Annotated in this window: 17 protein-coding genes and 1 pseudogene; 9 read left to right on the forward strand and 9 right to left on the reverse strand. The window is 48.1% G+C overall.

Annotated elements, in window-relative coordinates:
* Window positions 1-21: 21 nt before the first annotated feature.
* Complete coding sequence (locus tag HNP82_RS05640; RefSeq protein ID WP_183772379.1) at window positions 22-1,959, reverse strand: fructose-1,6-bisphosphatase; 1,938 nt, start codon at window positions 1,957-1,959, stop codon at window positions 22-24.
* 314 nt (window positions 1,960-2,273) lie between these two features.
* Here HNP82_RS05640 and vanG point away from each other — a divergent pair, with 314 nt between their 5' ends.
* Genes vanG through alr form a run of 4 tightly spaced genes read left to right on the forward strand, consistent with a single transcriptional unit; the run spans window position 2,274 to window position 6,206 of the window.
* Window positions 2,274-3,353, forward strand: coding sequence for a D-alanine--D-serine ligase VanG (gene vanG, locus HNP82_RS05645; protein ID WP_183772381.1), 1,080 nt, complete (start codon window positions 2,274-2,276; stop codon window positions 3,351-3,353).
* Complete coding sequence (locus tag HNP82_RS05650) at window positions 3,350-3,973, forward strand: D-alanyl-D-alanine carboxypeptidase family protein (RefSeq protein WP_243164656.1); 624 nt, start codon at window positions 3,350-3,352, stop codon at window positions 3,971-3,973. The genes vanG and HNP82_RS05650 overlap by 4 nt, the downstream gene beginning before the upstream one ends.
* A complete protein-coding gene (locus HNP82_RS05655) occupies window positions 3,936-5,024 on the forward strand; it encodes an acyltransferase family protein (RefSeq protein ID WP_183772383.1) in 1,089 nt (362 codons plus the stop codon). The genes HNP82_RS05650 and HNP82_RS05655 overlap by 38 nt, the downstream gene beginning before the upstream one ends.
* Before the next feature lie 6 nt (window positions 5,025-5,030).
* Entirely contained in the window at window positions 5,031-6,206 is a 1,176-nt protein-coding gene (gene alr, locus HNP82_RS05660; RefSeq protein ID WP_183772385.1) for an alanine racemase, read from the forward strand.
* Window positions 6,207-6,299: 93 nt separating this feature from the next.
* On the opposite strand, the gene HNP82_RS05665 is transcribed toward alr, so the two are convergent.
* The 4 genes from HNP82_RS05665 to HNP82_RS05680 form a co-directional block, all read right to left on the reverse strand.
* Window positions 6,300-7,352, reverse strand: coding sequence for a HigA family addiction module antitoxin (locus HNP82_RS05665; RefSeq protein ID WP_183772387.1), 1,053 nt, complete (start codon window positions 7,350-7,352; stop codon window positions 6,300-6,302).
* A gap of 31 nt (window positions 7,353-7,383) precedes the next feature.
* A complete protein-coding gene (locus HNP82_RS05670) occupies window positions 7,384-7,680 on the reverse strand; it encodes a type II toxin-antitoxin system RelE/ParE family toxin (RefSeq protein WP_183772389.1) in 297 nt (98 codons plus the stop codon).
* Window positions 7,681-8,023: 343 nt separating this feature from the next.
* A complete protein-coding gene (locus HNP82_RS05675) occupies window positions 8,024-8,635 on the reverse strand; it encodes a pentapeptide repeat-containing protein (protein ID WP_183772391.1) in 612 nt (203 codons plus the stop codon).
* Entirely contained in the window at window positions 8,628-9,524 is an 897-nt protein-coding gene (locus tag HNP82_RS05680) for a carbon-nitrogen hydrolase family protein (RefSeq protein ID WP_183772393.1), read from the reverse strand. Before HNP82_RS05680 ends, HNP82_RS05675 begins: the two co-directional genes overlap by 8 nt.
* 292 nt (window positions 9,525-9,816) lie before the next feature.
* Here HNP82_RS05680 and HNP82_RS05685 point away from each other — a divergent pair, with 292 nt between their 5' ends.
* A complete protein-coding gene (locus tag HNP82_RS05685) occupies window positions 9,817-11,646 on the forward strand; it encodes an ABC-ATPase domain-containing protein (RefSeq protein WP_183772395.1) in 1,830 nt (609 codons plus the stop codon).
* A gap of 280 nt (window positions 11,647-11,926) precedes the next feature.
* On the opposite strand, the pseudogene HNP82_RS17960 reads toward HNP82_RS05685, so the two are convergent.
* Window positions 11,927-12,124: pseudogene (locus tag HNP82_RS17960) on the reverse strand (methylated DNA-protein cysteine methyltransferase); the annotation flags it as partial.
* 137 nt (window positions 12,125-12,261) lie between these two features.
* Here HNP82_RS17960 and HNP82_RS05695 point away from each other — a divergent pair.
* The 4 genes from HNP82_RS05695 to HNP82_RS05710 all read left to right on the forward strand — a co-directional run bounded on the left by HNP82_RS05695 (window position 12,262) and on the right by HNP82_RS05710 (window position 14,553).
* Window positions 12,262-12,447 (forward strand): hypothetical protein, encoded by a 186-nt coding sequence (locus HNP82_RS05695; RefSeq protein WP_243164657.1) that lies wholly within the window; start codon window positions 12,262-12,264, stop codon window positions 12,445-12,447.
* Window positions 12,448-12,497: 50 nt separating this feature from the next.
* Window positions 12,498-12,968, forward strand: a complete 471-nt coding sequence (locus HNP82_RS18590; protein ID WP_279288884.1) for a DUF4405 domain-containing protein — start codon at window positions 12,498-12,500, stop codon at window positions 12,966-12,968.
* Between the two features lie 174 nt (window positions 12,969-13,142).
* The gene (locus tag HNP82_RS05705) at window positions 13,143-13,448 is read left to right on the forward strand and encodes a PadR family transcriptional regulator (RefSeq protein WP_183772399.1); all 306 of its coding nucleotides are present in this window, start codon (window positions 13,143-13,145) and stop codon (window positions 13,446-13,448) included.
* Between the two features lie 13 nt (window positions 13,449-13,461).
* A complete protein-coding gene (locus HNP82_RS05710; RefSeq protein WP_183772401.1) occupies window positions 13,462-14,553 on the forward strand; it encodes a DUF4097 family beta strand repeat-containing protein in 1,092 nt (363 codons plus the stop codon).
* A 27-nt stretch (window positions 14,554-14,580) separates the two neighbouring features.
* Here the strand turns inward: HNP82_RS05710 and HNP82_RS05715 are convergent, their stop codons facing one another.
* The 3 genes from HNP82_RS05715 to xylB form a co-directional block, all read right to left on the reverse strand.
* Window positions 14,581-15,627, reverse strand: coding sequence for a S66 family peptidase (locus HNP82_RS05715; RefSeq protein ID WP_183772403.1), 1,047 nt, complete (start codon window positions 15,625-15,627; stop codon window positions 14,581-14,583).
* Window positions 15,627-16,070, reverse strand: coding sequence for a flavodoxin family protein (locus HNP82_RS05720; RefSeq protein WP_183772405.1), 444 nt, complete (start codon window positions 16,068-16,070; stop codon window positions 15,627-15,629). The genes HNP82_RS05715 and HNP82_RS05720 overlap by 1 nt, the downstream gene beginning before the upstream one ends.
* Before the next feature lie 207 nt (window positions 16,071-16,277).
* A complete protein-coding gene (gene xylB / locus HNP82_RS05725; RefSeq protein WP_183772407.1) occupies window positions 16,278-17,756 on the reverse strand; it encodes a xylulokinase in 1,479 nt (492 codons plus the stop codon).
* Between the last annotated feature and the right edge of the window lie 26 nt (window positions 17,757-17,782).

Here is a 17,782-nt window from a genome sequence, read left to right on the forward strand (position 1 = left end):
TATCGCTATATTTTTTGCCCTCTATTCCGCCTTTTCTTTCAGCCGACCGTCCCGGTAGGCGGCCACCAGATCTTTCAGATCCCGGATCTGGCTTTTAAGTTCTTCCCCCTTATCCGTATCCGCCACCATCACCCGGCTTTTCATTTTTTCTACCACATAAACTTTGGGCGTACTCTCCTCGTCGGGGTGAAAGGGCTTGTGCTGGGCCAGGGCCAGGTGATGGGAATTGTAGATCAGCGTGTATCCGGCAATACCTGTGGTGGCCTGGTAGGCTTTGGACAGGCCGCCGTCGATAATAAACAGTTTGCCTCCGGCCTTGACCGGGGTTTCCCCGTCTTTCATTTTTACAGGGACATGACCGTTAATAATATGGGAGCCCTCCCTGGGAAGGCCAAATTCTTCCAGAATCTGATCGCAGTATTCCTCTTTAATACTCAGCCTGTAGTAAGGATTCATCAGTTCTTTGTGGGTGGATTTATCTTCAATAAAATAATGCTCAAAGGTAGCCATTTTACTTTTTCCAAACAACGGGGATCGGGCGCCGCACCACAAATACCACACCAGATCAAGCCCCCACTGTTTCTGAGGCGTCCCTTCAGGCATGAGATAGGCGTTGCGTACCTGAGTATTAAAATAGTCCATCAAACTTCGGCCAAAATAAACGGCGCCCTCCGCCTGAATACTGTCAAAACTGCCGTCCTCCCTCATGGGAATACAGCCGTGGTACAAAAGATTAGAATTGCAGCATTTGTACATATCCCCGTGGGAATATAAAAACTTCACATGACGCTGAAGAAGATCGCTATGCAAAAATGAGGCTCTAAGGGTACGAAGGAGTGTCTTTTCCTCCTCGGTCAGCGCCAGAGGTTCCTTAGGATCAATGGTTGGGAAACTTGTATCCAGCATAGGATATTCCTTTCCGTCCAGCGATACCGTCCCCCGCGCAAAATCCACCTGCTCCAAAAGTACCCGGTCATCCATAAGAAATTCCGGATGACGCTTAATAATGGCCCCCTCCACTTTAAACTGCATGACCGCGATAGCCTTGTGCATCCGGGCGGCCAATCCCGGATCCACAGCATCGTAAATATTCTCGTCCAGGATTTTAGGCACAAAACGGCGACACGGGTCATCCTGATACACTCTGGCGGCGAACATGGAAAGCGGGCGCAGGTTAATGCCGTAGCCGTCCTCCAGGATATCAAAACTGTTGTAACTGATAGCGATCCGAAGCACATTGCATATACAGGCCAGGCTCCCGGCAGCGGCGCCCATCCAGGAAATATCATGGTTGCCCCACTGGATATCCACATCGTGAAACTGCATTAATGCGTCCATGATCACATCCGCTCTGGGCCCCCGGTCAAAAATATCCCCGATAATATGCAAGTTATCAATGGTCAGGTTCTGGATCAGCTCACACAGGGCAATAATAAACTTGTCCGCCACTTCATTTTCAATGATCGAATGGATAATTTCGCTGTAATACACCTCTTTATTGGCGTCACTGTAATCCACATGGAGCAGCTCATCAATGACATAGGCAAACTCTTTTGGCATCTTCTTGCGCACTTTTGACCGGGTGTATTTGGAGGAAACCTCCTTGCAAATCTGAACCAGCCGGTAAATGGTAATCCGCTGCCAGTCCCGGGTATAATTCTCCTGTTTCTGTATCCGGCTCAGATTCCGATTTGGATAGTAAATGAGATTGGCCAGGGCCACCTGCTCCTCCTCGGAAAGAAGATGTCCGAAAGTCAGCCGGATTTTTTCACGGATGATCCCTGACGCACTTCTCAGCAGATGGATAAACGCCTCATATTCCCCGTGAAGATCGCTGAAAAAATACTCGGTTCCTTTAGGCAGACCGCAGATGGCCGACAAATTGATAATTTCGCTGGTGGCCTCTTTAATAGTCGGATATTCTTTAGATAAAAGTTTCAAATAGGCTAGATCTCTCATGACAGTTCCCCTCCCCAAAACATCATAGTCCCCACGGAAAAGTGGGTGTATCACAGGCAGCAAAATACCTCTTAATGTCTTTTTCATAGTATAACACGCCGGCATATTTGGGAGCAACGGCTGATTTTCGGAGTACCTTCTTTTAAAGCCAATTCACCCGCCATGATCGCCCGCTATGGGGCACATAATGACCAATAGTGACAACATTGTCATAAATCCTGTCACCGGACTGTAAGCTTGCCCGGATAAGCTATAAACAAAGAAACAGATTAATGGCACTTACTTTAAACCCCTTACAGGAGGCAATGATACTAATGAAAAATATAGGCATTTTATTCGGAGGAAATTCAACAGAATACAAAATATCCCTGCAGTCGGCCCACGGAGTGGTCACCCATATCAACCGGCGCAAATATAATCCCATCCTCATCGGCATTACCCGTGACGGACAGTGGCGATATTACAGCGGCCCTGTGGAAAATATTCTCAACGACACCTGGTCTGCACCGGATCTGTGCCAGCCCGCCATCATTCCGCCGGATACCAGGGAACACAGTCTTTGGATCGTTGAGGATCAGCGGCTAAAGAAAATCCACTTAGACGGTGTATTCCCGGTTCTGCACGGTAAAAACGGAGAGGACGGTACGGTCCAGGGGCTTCTTTGCATGGCCCAGATTCCGGTGATCGGCTGCAAAACATTAAGCTCAGCGCTGTGCATGAATAAGGACGCATCCCACCGCCTTGTAGGCGCTGCGGGTATCCGGGTTCCCAAAACTCTAGTCCTTGAAAAAGAGACGTCCCGGATCTTTTGGTGTGCGCCGGAGGCTGCCTGCGCATGGCTAACAGAGCGGCTTGGCAATCTTGGGATTTCCCTTCCCGTCTTTATCAAACCGGTCTGTGCCGGGTCATCTTTCGGAATCACAAAAATCTCTGATCCCTCCCGCCTGGCCTGGGCTGTATGCCAGGCATTTGAACACGATCACCAGGTCATTATTGAGGAAAACATTGACGGATTTGAAGTGGGATGCGCCATTATGGGAAATGAAACTCTCACCGTAGGGGATATTGATGAAATCCGGCTGTCCGGAGGATTTTTTGATTACGAAGAAAAGTATACTTTAAAAACATCCCAGATCTTTGTTCCTGCCAGGATTCCAAAGGCCAAAGCCGAAGAAATCAAGGAAACAGCCCGGAGGATTTACCGCATTCTTAACTGTCAGGATTTTGCCCGCATTGACATGTTCCTCACTCCGTCGGGTGAAATCTGCTTTAACGAGGTCAACACCATCCCCGGATTTACGCCTCACAGCCGTTTTCCCAAAATGATGGAAAGCGCCGGAATTTCCTTTGATGAAGTCGTTGACCGTCTTATTGAAATGGAGGTGCCCCAATGAAAACAGCTCAAGTTTATAAAAAAGAACCCTTTTACGATCCACTCCTCCTTGTCAACCGCAGCCATGCCCTGGAAAATCCCTCAGAAACGCCCGCCGGTCTTGTGGATGTTTCCACTTTCATGCCTGTAATGCCCGGACAGAAAGTTTATCTCCTTTTTCCGGCGGCATCAGCCCTGAAAGCCCTTTTAGATCATCTTGACGCCAAAGGAGTCATCACGGCGGTAAGCGGCTGGCGCTCTTTTAGTGAACAGGTAAATATTTATAAAGATTCTCTAATAGAAAACGGCGAAGAGTTTACGAAAAAATATGTGGCCTGGCCGGGATGCAGCGAACATGAGACAGGGCTTGCCATTGACCTTGGCCTGACTATGGAAAACATGGATTTTATACGCCCCTGGTTCCCCTATGACGGAATCTGTGAAACCTTCCGGAATCTGGCGCCTTCCTATGGATTTATATTACGGTACGCAAAAGAAAAAGAAAATGTCACCGGCATCAGTCATGAGCCATGGCATTTCAGATATGTAGGCACGCCTCACAGTGAGATCATCACCCAAAAAGGTCTGTGCCTGGAGGAATATATTGAAAACATTAATAAAAAAAATAACCCCCAGGGCTAAACAAACGACCCCGTTTCCTCTCCTTGATCTGGCCAGATTTCCCGCGGCGCTCCTGGTCATCGCCATTCACATATCGCCTCTGGCCTTTATCAATGAAAGGGCGGATTTTATCCTGACCGGAATCATTGGCCGGGTGGCCGTTCCATTTTTCATCATGGTCACCGGATACTTTACTTTAAAACCGAAACGTCGCCGTGGAAATATATTTCCCGCCTCCTCGGTGAAAAAAATTCTTATTCTCTATGTCATTGCCATAGCTTTATATCTCCCGGTAAATATCTATGCCGGACAGATCCCTTTGTGGACAAATACCGGCGATTCGCCCGGTCCATTGTGGATACTTTCCCTTATCCGCTGGATTTTTGTGGATGGAACCTTTTATCACCTGTGGTATTTTCCCGCCCTGATCACCGGATTGATCCTTGTGTCCCTGCTTTTAAAAGTATGTTCCCAAAGATGCGTCCTGATCATCACCGCCCTCCTTTATATTTTCGGCCTCATGGGGGACAGCTACTATGGACTGGCCATCCAGATGCCCGCGCTTAAAATAGTATACGACGGTATCTTTGCCATTTGTACATACACCCGCAACGGCCTCTTTTATGTTCCCCTGTTTCTTGTTCTTGGCCGGCAGCTTGCCCTTAAAGGCCCGGAATTTTTCAAAAATGGCCCTCTGCTTTTGACAGCGTTTCTGGCCATGACAGGGGAAGGGCTGATCCTCCATCACTTTGACTTGCAGCGCCATGACAGTATGTATATCTTCCTGCCCCTGGTTATGTATTTTGTTTTCTGCCTTCTTCTTGACCTGAACCAGAGGTTTAAAAAAACCTGCTGTCCCTGTCCGTCCTTTAAAATATTCCGCCGAATTTCCATGATCATATACATTATCCATCCGCTGATGATCATCGCTGTCCGCGCCGCAGATAAGCTGATAAATCTTCAAGGGCGGCTTATTAATAACGGACTGCTGCTGTACGCCCTCACCGCTGCGCTGTCTCTGACGGCCGCCCTTATTTTGACCCCCGTTATCCAAAGATTCAAAAGGAGCTGACCGATAATGACCCCAATAGAAACCTCACAAAAACTGTCTTCCGTAAAAACAAGCCGGGCGTGGGCTGAGATTTCCACCAGCGCCCTGATCCACAATGCCGGCGTCTTTTCTCCGCTGTCGAAAAAGGGCATAATGGCTGTTGTCAAGGCCAATGCCTACGGCCACGGGGCGGTTGGCGTCAGCCGGGCTTTGGCCTACAGCGGCGTTTGCCATTTCTGTGTGGCCTCCCTCCAGGAAGGCATAGAACTGCGCGCGGCCGGTATCCCCGGCGAAATCCTTATTCTGGGATACACGCCGCCCCAGCTTGCCGGTCAGATCGGGGAGTATGATTTGACCCAGGCCGTCATTGACGAAAATCATGCCGGGGAGCTGGCAGCATATTCCCCCGCATCACCCATAAAAATTCATATTGCCGTAGATACAGGGATGCACCGTCTCGGCCTTGCCTGGGACAGGCCGGAACTGATCCGAAAGCAGTTTTTTGAGGAACGCTTTTGCGTCACCGGAGTCTTTTCCCATCTGTGCGCCGCAGACAGCCAAATTCCGGACGATCAGAATTTTACTTTAAAACAGTTTGAACGGTTTAACTCTGTGATAAAATATCTCCACCGTCACGGACTGCACCATTTTTCCACCCATATTCAGAGCAGCTACGGACTTCTCAATTACAGCCAGTTTCACTATGATTATTCCCGCATCGGCATTGCCCTATATGGTGTATACAGCAGCCCCGCCAATCCAGACGGCACTGCCGGGGTCGGCAGTTTTTGCCTCATCCCTGCCATGACCATCAAGGCCCGGATTGCCCGGATTCTCTCCCTAAACGAGGGAGAGTCTCTTGGCTACGGCCGGGCATTTACGGCAAAAACTTCCATGAAAGCCGCTGTTATTTCCATCGGTTACGCCGACGGCATTCCCAGAAACATCGACGAAACTTTTCCCGTCCATGTTCTCATCCAGGGGCAAAAAGCCCCCATTATCGGCCGTGTCTGCATGGATCAGCTTTTTGCCGATGTCACACAGATTCCCAATGTTTGGGCCGGAATGGAGGCTGTCATCATGGGCCGGGACGAAGTCTCCGGAAAAAATCTGGACGCCGCCCAGATGGCCCGCGCCTGCGGCACTATCTCCAACGAAATCCTCTCCCGCCTGGGTCAGCGCCTGGAGAGGATCTATGTGTAGATATCCGACATTGCCGAGGTAATTTCAGGGGGAAATGGCTGCCTCACTACATCACATGCGACAGCCCCCCCAAATCATTTATTACTGATTCTTTTATACTACTATCTCGTACTTTTCCTTCAGATTATTCAGCATACTGTACTTGATCATTCCTTCCAACTGCATTCTTCCAACAACAATACCAGGTGCGATTCCCTGATCTTTCGCAAATTGCACTACACTTTGCTCTGAATAATCCTGATTTATCCTAAATTGTTCAAAATCTTCGGACTTGATTAGTATATCACCAGACCATTTATCGGCAGCTTTTTCATCCTCTTCAGATGTGCCATTTGGCCGTCCTACATGACCGAGAGCAATATGCGCCAATTCATGGAACAAACTAAACCAGAACTTATCAGCATCCTTACCTCTTGCAGTAAGCCCTACAACAAGCTTCTTTCCGTCCATAAAGGAAGCTCCCTGTAGGAAAGAGCCTTTCAGATGAGGGAGAAATACCAGTGCGATCCCACACTCCGCCAAATACTTTTTTATCTTTGGACAGAATTCCTTCGGCTTGAGTACGGTCATTTTACGTATCTTGGGCATTGCCAAAATCAATCCTTTGATATTGATCGGCGCAGTTTGTATACCACGAGCCTTAATCTTTGCCTCCTGAGCCCATGCCATCAAGGCCAGATCACTTTTATCCGTAATTGCCAGCCGCCTGCAGGCTATTCTTGTAATCTGGTCGCTACCCAGGAGAGAAAGTTGGACAACCTCAAAATATTTTCTAAGATTTATCACTTTTTCATTCGCTTCCCTTGTTTCCGGAACCCATCCGAGTTTTGCCATTTCACTATAGGGAAATCGTTTAGCTATTTCAGCATCGGCATCCATTGCATTTTCTGTTTCTGCCTTAATAATCTTCTCTCTGTAAATAGCCTCAAGATTATTCCAAAACTTAGCCGGAACGCCTAAAACCATCTCCAGCTTAACTGCGGTCTCAGGCGTAAGCTGTACATCACCATTAATAAGCTTGCTGATATGCTTTTCAGACATATCCATCCTGGCTGCAAACTCTTTCTGACTCATACCTCTGTCGTTTAACTGCTCCTTAATTGTCGCCCCAGGTGGCGTTGCAATAAAACTGCGACTTCTCACCATAGTGCTACCTCCTGACTTTCCCTCTTGACATTTAATGATAATTAACTATTTCCAAAATATTCGCTATTTGTATTTCGTCGCCATTCTTCTCGAATACCAATCTATACGGATGCACCAAATCCACCGCATATTGACCTTTCCTATTCTGATTAAGCGGATGGCATCGTCCGATATGGAACTGTATCATCATTTCAACAGTATCCGCTGCATTAATTTCATCTATACGCTGATGTATTTTAGCGGCCATTTCTCGGCCGTAGGTTCTCTCTGCCATTTTGGCATCTGTACAAATTTTTTCAATTTTTTTATTTTTGTACGTGATATCCAAACCATTGCCTCTCTTTCAGATTTACCTTTAAGGTAAATTTATTATAGCGCAGATGTTCATATTTGTCAAACTGTCAATGTACCTCTCAGGTAAATTTTCAGTATGTTTTCCAGTTATTTTCCGGTCACAAAATCTTGATGGTTCATGACCAAATGATTATGATAAAGTTGTATCAGATATCCCGCTTTTTTGCAGGGCGTTATTGGTGCAAAATCAGATGCGCCAAACCATACTCTATCTTTAAATCAGAAGGTTATCAAGATGAGTAAAAAATTAGTCGCTTATTTCTCAGCCAGCGGAATCACCGCCAATGCTGCCGGAAATCCGGCCGCAGCATCGGCCTCTACTCTTTCACCACAATTCCCAGCAATTTCGCCAGTTCCACTGCCTGAATAGGATTGACTACAGCTCCGCGAAGCTCAGAAAGCGTATCTGAAACGATGAGCCCTGACATATCACAGTCGGAAAAATCCAGGCCGGCGAGAGACGTCCCGAAAAAGTTTGTTTCCACGATCTGGCAGGCCGACAAAGCCATCTTCTTATGCCGGCTGGATGTGATGGCTCCATGGCTGAAATCACAGCGGGTAAATTCTGAGGACTGCACATTACTTTGATGAAAATTACTGTACTGGAAATTACAGTCCGTAGCCACGCTTTCTTTTATGATGATGTCAACAAAAGAACAGCCTACCCCTTTTACAGACTGCCACTGACATTTTTTAAAATAAGCCAAATCCCAGCGGCTGTTGGAAATGTCGCAGTCATGAAAACTCACATTGACAAAACTGCAGCCCGACAGATCGCACTGGGAAAAACGGCAGTTTTCAAAAATAACATTTTCAAACCCGGTCTTTTCAAAATCTTTATAATACAGGCCGGCGTTCTTTATGGTCACATTTTTTATATCACCCTGCTCCTCTATAGCTTCTTCCAGCAGTTCTTCCAGATCAATCATTGCTCTCGTCCTCCCCCCGGCGGTCCGCCCGGATAAAAGGTTCCCGTATTTCCCGTGAAATCAGCAGATGATATTTCTCCGGGCGGCGGTAAGCATTGCCGTGAACTTCGCTTTGCCGGTACGCCCGCAATTCTTCCATGGGGAAAGACGCCATATAAATACCTTCACCCTCCCCTGCTTCTATGATCAGCGTGTCTCTTGATCCCGGCTCATTTTCTCTGTAAGCAATGCCGTCAAAGGCTGTAGAATGACCGTTGCAGTCCGGCTTTCCATAAGGGTAATTAACGGTGGCGATCCCTGTCATATTTTCAAAAGCTCTGGCTCTTAACTGGCTGATCCGGTTGATCTCCATAGGACAGGCGTTGGGCACAAGGATAACCTCAGCGCCTTTAAGCATAAGAATCCGGGCACTTTCCGGAAATTCCCGGTCATAGCAGATCATAGCGCCTACCCTGACCGGCCCGTCCTTCGTATCCAGATCGGCCGCAAAAAAATCATCTCCCGGCGTCAGCCGGCACTCATCGCCAAAATCGCAGGTATGTACTTTTGCGTAAGTCATTACTTTTCGTCCAAAACGGTCAAAAAGACAGAGTGTATTTCTTGGCAGCGGCTCCCACGCCTCCAGAAAAGTAATCCCCACGGCCATATTCAGGCGGGCCGCCATTTTCCCAAAGGCCATGACAAAATCGCTGTCCGCCCTTACAGCCATGGATTTAAGCAAAGCCACATCCTCCGGTATGGTGTAGCCTGCGCTCCACATTTCCGGGAACAGGGCCAGATCCGCTCCCATAGCCTTTGCCTTTTTACAATACTCAAGTCCTTTATCAAGATTAGCGCTAAGGCTGCCCTCCGGAAGAAGCTGCAGCATCGCCACATTGAAATTTTTCATGATCCCATTCTCCTCATTAAATAATCTCCTCGGCTCTTACCCCCATTTTACCACAGCGTTCCCCCTTTTCCAATGAAGGCCGCATTGCTTTTATATTTCTTTTTGTGTAAAATAAAATATAGGAAACGTCATAATAATTTTTATTATGACGTTTCCTGCGCCGATTTTTGCTGCGCAAAGCGCAGATCTTTCCCTGCAAAAATCGTGCGCATCCCCCGAAGGGTTTATAGTAAACCTGTCTTATCAAAGGGCGGACATGCTGCCCTGCAAATTCCAGCAAAGGAGTCAAAACATGAAATCTTCTCAGGATCTTAAAGATCTTTTAAACCGTATTGACCACCGGGGATATCCCGCATATAAAGAAACCCAGGGCGCCTACCAGTTCCCCGGATATATCTTATCTATCGACCATGTACAGGGGGATCCCTTCGCCTCCCCATCAAAGATCAGTGTCCACGTTTCGGGCCTTCAGGCAAACTTTCCTTCCCGGCTTTACGACCAGCCGTGGAAACGGACTGCTTTATGTGACACACTGCTGCGTCTCTTTTCCCGGCAGGCTGAAAGTTTCACATTTAAAGCGTCCGGATCCGGCAAAAGCGGCCTCATCAGCGTAAGCAAATGCGGCCAGGAAGTCCTTGCCCGGTCCGCCTGCACCATCGACCCCGGAGATGGAAGGCTGACCCTCCGCCTGGAAGTGGGTTTCCCGGCCAACGGCCGGACCATCAACGCCAGAGAACTTATAAAAATCTTTTTTGAATTTCTTCCTGTCTGCGTCAAAAAGGCTCTGTTTTTTAAGGCCCTGGACAGCGCAAAAATCCAGGCCGTCATTGATCTTTCCGATGACCAGCAGGCCATCCGCCGGCAGCTTCCCCCACTTGGCCTGTGCGCTTTTGTCGCCGACGGGGCCGTCCTTCCCAGAGCTTCAGGCATTTCCCAAAAGTCCATGGCCGGCGCCGTAACCTTTAAGTCTCCGGCCTCCATGTCCGTCACTCTGAATCTTTCGGGAGGCCGGACGATCACAGGCATGGGTATCCCCAAAGGGATCACCCTGATCGTCGGCGGTGGCTATCACGGAAAATCCACCCTCTTAGAAGCCCTGGAGCGGGGTGTATACAACCATATTGCCGGGGACGGCCGGGAATATGTCATCACAGACAGCAGCGCCATGAAAATCCGCGCCGAGGATGGCCGGAGCATCCGGCGTACCGATATCTCCATGTTTATTAATAATCTTCCCAACCATAAAGATACGAAGCATTTCCTCACGGAGGACGCCAGCGGAAGCACTTCCCAGGCCGCCAACGTGGTGGAGGCCATGGAGGCGGGCGCAAAACTCCTTCTCATTGACGAAGATACAAGCGCGTCCAACTTTATGGTGCGCGACGCCCTCATGGAAAAAGTGGTCTCCCAGGACAGCGAGCCCATTACACCTTTAGTCCACCGCATCGGTCAGTTGTGGAAAGACTATGGCATTTCCACCATCCTTGTGGCCGGAAGTTCCGGAGCCTTTTTTGATAAGGCCGACGTGATCCTGCAGATGGATCAGTACATTCCCAAAGATATTACCAAGTTTGCCAAAGAACAGGCCCGCCTTTTTGGCGGCGCCTCGCCACAGCCTTCCCCCGAATCCCAAAACGGTGTTCAATCGCCGGACTGCAGCCACGCTCAAAACGATTCCGGAACCTGCCCGGCGCCGGATTTTAACCGGATCCCCCTGGCTGGAAAAAATTCTCCGGCGCCAGCTTCCCAGGGACGCCGTGGCCCCGGCAGCCGTGAGAACGGCAGAGATAACCGGGTAAAAATCAAAGTCAATGGCAGAGACAGTGTGAGCATCAACAAAGAAACCATTGATCTTCGCTATGTGGAACAGCTTGTGGACAGTGAGCAGCTCACAACCCTTGGCTATCTTTTGGCCTATGCTCAGAACCATTTCATCGACGGCGCCCGGACACTGACCCAGATTGTGGATCTTCTTGAGGAGACCGTCCGCTCAAAAGGACTGGCCTCCGTGTGCGAAAGCAGCTATCTCCCCTCAGGGCTGGCTATGCCCCGGCGACAGGAGATATTCGCCGCCTTTAACCGTTACCGCAGTCTCAACACTGGAAAGGATCAACAAAGGTGAGGTTTCTATTGACAAACCCTGCAATAAATATCCATACGATGAGGGTACTAAGTTTGCCAGAAAGATTACTCTAAATCAAAAGATTCTCACTGAAGCCCAACGGGCCGAGGTAGAGAAAATATACCGTAGGGACATGACTATGCCGGCCATTGCCGATATCTTTGGATGTCTTTATACTACAATCGGCAGGATCTTTCGACAACGAAATGTGCCAATCCAAGAAAAATAAGTGAGATAACAAGCGCCGGGCGGGATTCTTCCTGCCCGGTATTTGTATCTCATCTGCAATATGTCTTGTATGGTCGTATGGCTCACGCCGAATATTGATTGATCGTGGGGCGGAAGATATTGTGTGTCCTTCTGCTTCTAATTTCTCTTTTTGAGCCTCTATGCCACCGGTGTACTTGGCGTTCAGCTCGCCATTTGCTTTTAAAGTTCGCCAGTATGGAGTTTCATCTTCGGAGCGCTGGAAACTTGCATTTCATGCAATGAGGCGGTTTTTAATAATCTTTCAAAAAGCCATTGACCGATAGTAACAACCGCAATATATAATCGGTTATAACAAGCGGTTCAAGCAAACACATAGATAATTGAAATAGCAGGAGGCATTTTACAATGAATAAATTTACATTTTCTTATCCTACAAGAGTTTATTTTGGAGAAGGAAGCGCGGCACAGGCATTTTCCGCAGAGCTTGGCAATGTTGGCGAAACGGTTATGTTGACTTATGGCGGCGGCGATTTGTTCCGTATTGAAACGGTGCAGGAATGTTTCTTCTCTGGGTCGTTCACCACATTTTGAATTTTAAGTGGCATGGCAATCTATTCAAAGGCAAATATACGCCATTTCGCATGGTGCAGGTCATTGTAAATCTGTTACTTTTCCTTTCCATGCTCGGAACTATGGTAAGTGCTATTATCCTATCCAGAGAAGTTTTTGCTTTCCTGCCTATATCCGGCGGAATCGCATTGGCTAGATCTATGCATATTTTCTGCTCTTTCTGGGGCTTTGTTCTGATGGCATCACATTTGGGCCTACACTGGAATATGATTCTTGGCATGATACGGAAAGCATCTGGGCCGATTCAATCAAAGCCTCTAAAAATAGGGTTATGCCTTACAGGTGCGGCAGTCTCTGTTTATGGACTTTATTCCTTTATAAAGAATCAGTTTCTCTCTTATATGTTTTTAACAACTACGTTTGTTTTTTTGATTTTGAGCGTCCGCTCCCACTGTTTTTTTACAGAGTATCTCGCCATTATGGATCTGTTTGTGTTCCTGACCTACTATGGAGCCAAAAGGCTGCAAAAGCTATCGGCCTGATTCTTATGCGAGCATAAAACATCACGCCCTATTCCTGATGGCTGAACTGTTACAGCATATATTTTTTAAATTAGTATATTGCATTATATAATAGTATGTGTTAATATATATCTAAGATAAATCAGACTATTGTTCACCAGGATTCTTATCCTGTGATTTCAGGGAGGCGAAGATTTGAACGCGCAATTAAAGAAAGGAGCGCTGGAAGTATGTGTCCTGTCCCAGCTTGCCAAAGGGGATAAATACGGATATGAGCTGACAGAAGTGATCTCCCAGGAAATGACCATCGCTGTCGGAACACTTTATCCCATCCTCAAACGTTTAAAAGATGATCTCTATGTGGACACTTATCTTGTAGAATCCGATGGCGGGCCCGCCCGCAAATATTATCATCTGACTGAAAAAGGCCAGATATATCAGCAGAAATTAAAACAAGAATGGGAAGATTTTGTTCTCGCCATGAAAAAACTTTTAGATTAAGAGGAGAAAATGTATGAAAAAAGATGAATATCTTAATAAAATCAGCCAGGGGCTGAAACAGTATGACCAGACCTATGTACAGGAGATTCTCGATGATTATGAAGAACACTTTCAGGACGCACTCTCCCAGGGACAGAGCGAGGAGGAAATCTGCCAGGCCTTAGGCGATCCCGCCGATCTGATCCAGGAGATCAAAAATATGATGGATGGCGTTGACTCTAGTCAGGCGCTGGCCCGTCCTGTCATAGAAGTTGAAAATTCAACAAAGCAATCCCATAGCCAGAAAAAACGTTACTCCTGGAGCAGCAGCGCCCAGGACGGCTTTACACTGAAAAATATACGTTTTCGTGCCGACAGCGCCGATGTCCGTCTGGTTCCCTCAGCCACCGGAGATTTTTATGTTTATACTGAAGATCCGGAAGAGATGGAAAATCTGGAACATACCTGGCAGGGCAACACTTACGAAGGGCGGGTACGACGAAACCGCTCCGTCTCATTTTTCGGTCTGGAGATCCTTTATGATTTCTTCGGCGGCCCGGTGGATACTGTCATCCTCGCTATCCCCGAAGGCATTGACGACATACGGATTGAGACAGTCAGCGGCGATATTTCTGCAGAGGATATAAAAAGCCAGCTTTTAAGCCTCACCACCATTTCCGGAGACTGCCGTGTCCGCCGCGTAAGCAACGAAGGCACCTTTATCACCACAAAAAGCGGCGACATCAGCATCCATCACACTGAAACGAATCACTGTGAACTTAAATCTCTCAGCGGGGATATGGGCTGCAAGGATGTGTCCACCAAAAAATTGTCGGCCCACAATATCAGCGGCGATGTAAGCTGCAGCCACCTGGTTTTAAATAATGGCCTTATCAAAACCATCAGTGGGGAGATTTCCGTAAAGCTGGAACCGGGACAGAAACCATGCAGTACCTTTGCCACATCGGTCAGCGGCAGCATCCACATACGCGACGGAGAGCGGACAGCCGCCGACGAGTTTCAGAGAATCCCGGACGGTGATCGTGTTAAAATCACCTTAAACTCCATCAGCGGAGATATTTCCTTAAAACAGGGAAAGGCGAAAAAATCCGGGAAGGGCCAGTAAATCAATGTCACCAAACATTACCGTTCATCAGCAGACACCCGGCTCCAGAAGCCGCAGCGTCTTCCGATCACAGTCCAGCTCATATTCCAGGCCAAAGCCAAAAAGGCCGATGGGATAGGCGTGCCCCGCGTTGACATTATACAAAATGGGAAGGTCCGGCTTTCCTGCTTCAAAACCTACCACCTGGCGGTAAATCTTTTTATAGCTGTCTATTTTTTCTTTAAAGGCCGGCTTTCCCACAATAATGCCGCTGATCACGTCAAAAATGCCCTGCGCCCACAGGTTGCGCAAAAGCCAGCATAAAAGATCCTCGGACAGGTTCACTTCGCTTGTCTCGATGAGAAGCAGTTTCCCCTGCCACTCTTCTACAGAAGGCCACAAAGATGTGCCGTAAATCTGGGTAAACACGTCGATACATCCGCCAAGAAGCTGTCCGCGAACCTTTCCTGCGCCCTGCAGGATCTCATAGCCGGAGTTGGGATAGCAGGGCGTGGAAATATGTATATTTTCTTCGCTCCACCACACCTGATCCGGGTCATAGCTGCAAAAACCGCTGGGCAGAATATCCATAGTTTCTGTGGGATAAAACAGCATATTTTCCATAGCTGTCCGGGTATACTCGTTGATTTTTACATATTCCGCCCAGTTACCCATCACCGAAAGACCATAGTAGGAAACCAGCCCCGCTTTATTCATCATAAAATGGTTGATAGTCGTATCGGAAAAGCCGGCAAAGATTTTAGGGTTATCCCCCAGCACATGAAAATCCACGTAGGGCAGGAGCCGGACCGTATCATCGCCCCCCACAGCCGTAAACACAGCGCTGATCTTAGGATCGGCAAATGCCTCCATAAGGTCGCTGGCTCTGGCCTGGGGATTCCTGTAAAGATACTCCGAGCCTTTTAAGGCGTTAGGCATGGGGATCACTCTCAGACCATAGTCCTTTTCCATGCGCTCTTTGGCTAGATAATATTTGTGGATGAAAGGACTATCTCCCATCATTCCGCTGGACAGGGAGACAATAGCCACACAGTCTCCTGGCAAAAGCCGCCGGGGTTTTTTTAATTCTGCCATTATCTGTCACCTCCCACGTTTTCCCAGGCGATGCCTTCCTCTGTCGGGTATAAATTTAACCCAAAGGCATATGCCTTTTCCAGCCAGTCCGTCCTTTCAATCTTAGACTTGCCGTTAGTGTCACCGCAGCCGCCGGCCAAAAGCATCCCCCGGTCCGTAAAGCCAATATAGTTGACAATGGCAAATTGATAGTAGGAAACCGCCTGCTCAAAGGTCCAGAAAAAGTTGTCTGCAGATGTCATCAACAGGGCACAGTCTTTCACCGGATACTTTTCATACCGGCAGGCATTACAGCCCAGACATCCTTTGACCGCCTCTTTCATCAGTGAGATCACTTCCACTTTATGTCCCGCTTCCGACGCTCCCTCCTGAAAATGGCGAATCAACTGAGCGGTATTTCCGTTGGGACGTCCGCCGCCCTGTATCACAAGAATATTTTTCATTATCATTCTCCTTTCCATCGGATATAATTTTATTTTGCCTGTCCCTTTTTTATTGTCAACAAAAAGATTTCCTTAAATCTATCGGGTTATAAAAGTAAAATTTGATGGAGTAGAATATCATAAAAACAGAAGGAAAATATGGAGATGAAAAATTAGCAGTAAAAAGTCCGGGCAGATCCAAAAGGATGACTGTCCCGGACTTTCCTTTTACTCCTGTGCCCACTGGGCGAACAGGCCCTTCACCGCCGGATAAATAGCGGCAAACTGACGGTATTTCTTCTCATATTTTTCCACAAGTTCAGGCTCCGGCTCAATAGTGTCCACAACCCGGACAATGGCATCCGCCGCGGCTTTTACCGACGGATATTCGCCGCAGGCCACAGCGGCCAGCATAGCGCCGCCCATAGACGGGCCTTCCTCTGATGCCAGAAGATCCACTTTGATCCCCAGGACATTGGCCATAATCTTGCACCACAGAGGACTCTTGGCGCCGCCTCCGCAGATCTTTGTCCTCTCGATCTTAATTCCCAGGGATTTAGCTACCTCAAAGGAATCTCTCATGGCAAAGGCAACGCCTTCCAGCACAGCCTGGGTCATATCGGCACGGGTATTGTCCATGGTCAGGCCGATAAATGTACCTCTGGCATTGGGATCGTTGTGAGGCGAACGCTCGCCCATGAGATAAGGCAGGAAGAACACATGGTTTTCTCCCAGCTTTGTGATTTCTTTCTGTTCATTGCCGTAATCTTTTGTGCCGATAATGTCATCCATCCACCACTTATTGCAGGAAGCGGCGCTGAGCATACAGCCCATGAGATGATAATGGCCATCCGCGTGTCCGAAGGAATGGAGGGCGTTGTTGGCATCCACACCGAACTTATCGCTGGAAATAAAAATGGTACCGCTGGTTCCCAGGGAAATGTTGCACATACCGTCGCCCACAGTCCCTGTACCTACAGCCGCGGCCGCGTTATCGCCTGCGCCGGCAGCCACTTTACAGCTTTGGGGCAGTCCAAGAGTCTTTGCCGCTTCCTCAGTCAGAGTGCCTACAACGTCGTAGCTTTCATAGACGTGAGGAAGCTGATCCTTGCGGATATGGCAGATTTCAATCATCTCATCAGACCAGCAGCGGTTCTTTACGTCCAGGAGAAGCATTCCTGATGCGTCGGACACGTCCGTACAGTGAACGCCGGTCATCTTGTAGGCAATATAGTCTTTTGGCAGCATGATTTTTGTAATGCGGTCAAAATTTTCCGGCTCATTTTCACGAACCCACAGGATTTTAGGCGCTGTAAATCCAGCAAAGGCGATATTGGCGGTATACTGGGATAATTTATCTTTGCCAATGACATTGTTAAGATAATCCACCTCTTTTGTTGTCCGGCCATCGTTCCACAAAATAGCCGGGCGGATCACCTGATCTTTATCATCCAGGATAACAAGGCCATGCATCTGCCCGCCAAAGCTGATCCCTGCCACCTGGTCTTTATCACAGTCCGCGGTCAGCTCCCGGATACCGGCAACAACGCCGTCCCACCAGTCCTGGGGATTTTGCTCCGACCATCCGGGATGGGGAAATGAAATGGGATATTCCTTTGACACAATTTTTTCAATTTTTCCGGAACCGTCCATCAGCAGAAGTTTAACCGCTGAGGTTCCGAGATCTACACCAATATATAAACTCATATTTACGCTCCTCCTTTATCTTCCAT

The sequence above is a fragment of the Catenibacillus scindens genome, from assembly GCF_014202115.1.
In the GTDB taxonomy this organism is placed as follows: domain Bacteria; phylum Bacillota; class Clostridia; order Lachnospirales; family Lachnospiraceae; genus Catenibacillus; species Catenibacillus scindens.

Excerpts from the sequence above, each read along its gene's own strand:
- HNP82_RS05640 (WP_183772379.1), bottom strand. The coding sequence starts at position 1,959 with ATGAGAGATCTAGCCTATTTGAAACTTTTATCTAAAGAATATCCGACT.
- vanG (WP_183772381.1), top strand. The coding sequence starts at position 2,274 with ATGAAAAATATAGGCATTTTATTCGGAGGAAATTCAACAGAATACAAA.
- HNP82_RS05650 (WP_243164656.1), top strand. The coding sequence starts at position 3,350 with ATGAAAACAGCTCAAGTTTATAAAAAAGAACCCTTTTACGATCCACTC.
- alr (WP_183772385.1), top strand. The coding sequence starts at position 5,031 with ATGACCCCAATAGAAACCTCACAAAAACTGTCTTCCGTAAAAACAAGC.
- HNP82_RS05665 (WP_183772387.1), bottom strand. The coding sequence starts at position 7,352 with ATGGTGAGAAGTCGCAGTTTTATTGCAACGCCACCTGGGGCGACAATT.
- HNP82_RS05675 (WP_183772391.1), bottom strand. The coding sequence starts at position 8,635 with ATGATTGATCTGGAAGAACTGCTGGAAGAAGCTATAGAGGAGCAGGGT.
- HNP82_RS05680 (WP_183772393.1), bottom strand. The coding sequence starts at position 9,524 with ATGAAAAATTTCAATGTGGCGATGCTGCAGCTTCTTCCGGAGGGCAGC.
- HNP82_RS05685 (WP_183772395.1), top strand. The coding sequence starts at position 9,817 with ATGAAATCTTCTCAGGATCTTAAAGATCTTTTAAACCGTATTGACCAC.
- HNP82_RS05695 (WP_243164657.1), top strand. The coding sequence starts at position 12,262 with ATGAATAAATTTACATTTTCTTATCCTACAAGAGTTTATTTTGGAGAA.
- HNP82_RS18590 (WP_279288884.1), top strand. The coding sequence starts at position 12,498 with ATGGTGCAGGTCATTGTAAATCTGTTACTTTTCCTTTCCATGCTCGGA.
- HNP82_RS05710 (WP_183772401.1), top strand. The coding sequence starts at position 13,462 with ATGAAAAAAGATGAATATCTTAATAAAATCAGCCAGGGGCTGAAACAG.
- HNP82_RS05715 (WP_183772403.1), bottom strand. The coding sequence starts at position 15,627 with ATGGCAGAATTAAAAAAACCCCGGCGGCTTTTGCCAGGAGACTGTGTG.
- HNP82_RS05720 (WP_183772405.1), bottom strand. The coding sequence starts at position 16,070 with ATGAAAAATATTCTTGTGATACAGGGCGGCGGACGTCCCAACGGAAAT.
- xylB (WP_183772407.1), bottom strand. The coding sequence starts at position 17,756 with ATGAGTTTATATATTGGTGTAGATCTCGGAACCTCAGCGGTTAAACTT.